Origin of the sequence: Streptomyces sp. NPDC050619 (assembly GCF_040654815.1) — a bacterium.
Classification (GTDB): domain Bacteria; phylum Actinomycetota; class Actinomycetes; order Streptomycetales; family Streptomycetaceae; genus Streptomyces.
This window is the reverse complement of sequence record NZ_JBFAIR010000160.1, coordinates 1-1,219: the sequence shown is the minus strand read 5'-3', so window position 1 is coordinate 1,219 and position 1,219 is coordinate 1. Positions and strand designations below refer to the sequence as shown.

The window sequence follows — 1,219 nt, the reverse complement described above, 5'->3', positions numbered from 1 at the left end:
CCGCCAACTCGCCCTCTACGCCGACACCTTCGGTGCCGATCAGGACTTCATCGACACCGTGGGCCCGTGCCTGGCGGCATCGCTGCCGGAGCCGCCGCCCGGCACCACCCCGCCCGGCACCACCCCGCCCGGCCACGACCCCAACGAGGGCCCCGAGTACCCCGGCCAGGGGTGGTGACCATGTCCACCGCGAAACGGCCCACCGCCCGCCGCAAGACCCCGAGGCCCGTGCCCGCGAAGTGCCCGGACTGCGACGGCAACGGCGAGATCACCGAAGCCGTCCGGGTCGGCGCCCGCAAAGGCCGTGTCACCGACGACCGTCAATCCGGTCTGTGCCTCACCTGCTGGGGCATCGGCGAAGCCCCCACCGACTGAACGCCCGCCAGGGGCTGGGCGGCCGGACACCGATTCCCCGCCCCGCCTCTGGCTCAACTCCCGGAAGGAGGATCTGCGATGCGTCCCGCGCTGCGCCCGGATGCCGTGCTCGTACAGGCCGTGATCGCCGGTGCCCTGTCCTTCGCCCACCTTCATGACCTCGCCGCCGCGGCCGGACAGTCCGGCTGGAAGGCCTGGGCCTATCCCGTCTCGGTTGACCTGCTCCTGGTCGCCGCCTGGCGGCGCCTCCGCAGTGATGGCCCGTCCCGGCTGGCCTGGTGCTGGTTCCTCGTCGCCCTGGTCGCCTCCCTCGGCGCCAACGTCGCCACCGCCGGATTCCTCGACCTCGCCAATCCGCCCGCCCTGCTCCGCCTCGGCGTCGCCGGATGGCCCGCCCTCGCCTTCCTCGGCGGCACCCTTCTCGCCCACTCGCACGCTGCCGAGGACGAGGACCTGGAGCCGGTTCAGCCGGCCTCCACGGGCCCGGCTCCGACGCCGGAGGTCGAGCGGGAATCCGTCCCCGATCCGCAGCCCGAACCGGCATCGCTTCCCGTGTCCGACGGGACCCCAGCCTTGGCACCCGCTGCCCCGGCTTCGCCGCTTCCGTCGGTCCCGGCCGCGCTGGTCGACCACGCCCGCAAGCTCGCCGCCGACCACCAGGCCCGCACCGGCGCCCACATCGACACCGACACCCTGCGCGCCCGCCTCGGCGTCCCGCCCCAGCTCGCCGATGCCATCGCCGCCCAACTCGCCTGACCCGGAAGGAGAACCCGTCATGCCTGCCCGCGACCACTTCCACTCCGTGATGCGGATCGGCCCGGTGCAGATCGGCGCCCACCGCGAC

2 protein-coding genes are annotated in these 1,219 nt (G+C 74.0%); both read left to right on the top strand.

The genetic code is table 11. From position 1 onward, the window contains the following. Window positions 1–180: 180 nt before the first annotated feature. On the top strand, window positions 181–375 hold the full coding sequence (locus AB0I77_RS53695; protein ID WP_363290351.1) for a hypothetical protein: 195 nt from the start codon (window positions 181–183) through the stop codon (window positions 373–375). A gap of 78 nt (window positions 376–453) precedes the next feature. Continuing rightward, complete coding sequence (locus AB0I77_RS53690) at window positions 454–1,131, top strand: DUF2637 domain-containing protein (RefSeq protein ID WP_363290350.1); 678 nt, start codon at window positions 454–456, stop codon at window positions 1,129–1,131. Window positions 1,132–1,219 lie beyond the last annotated feature (88 nt).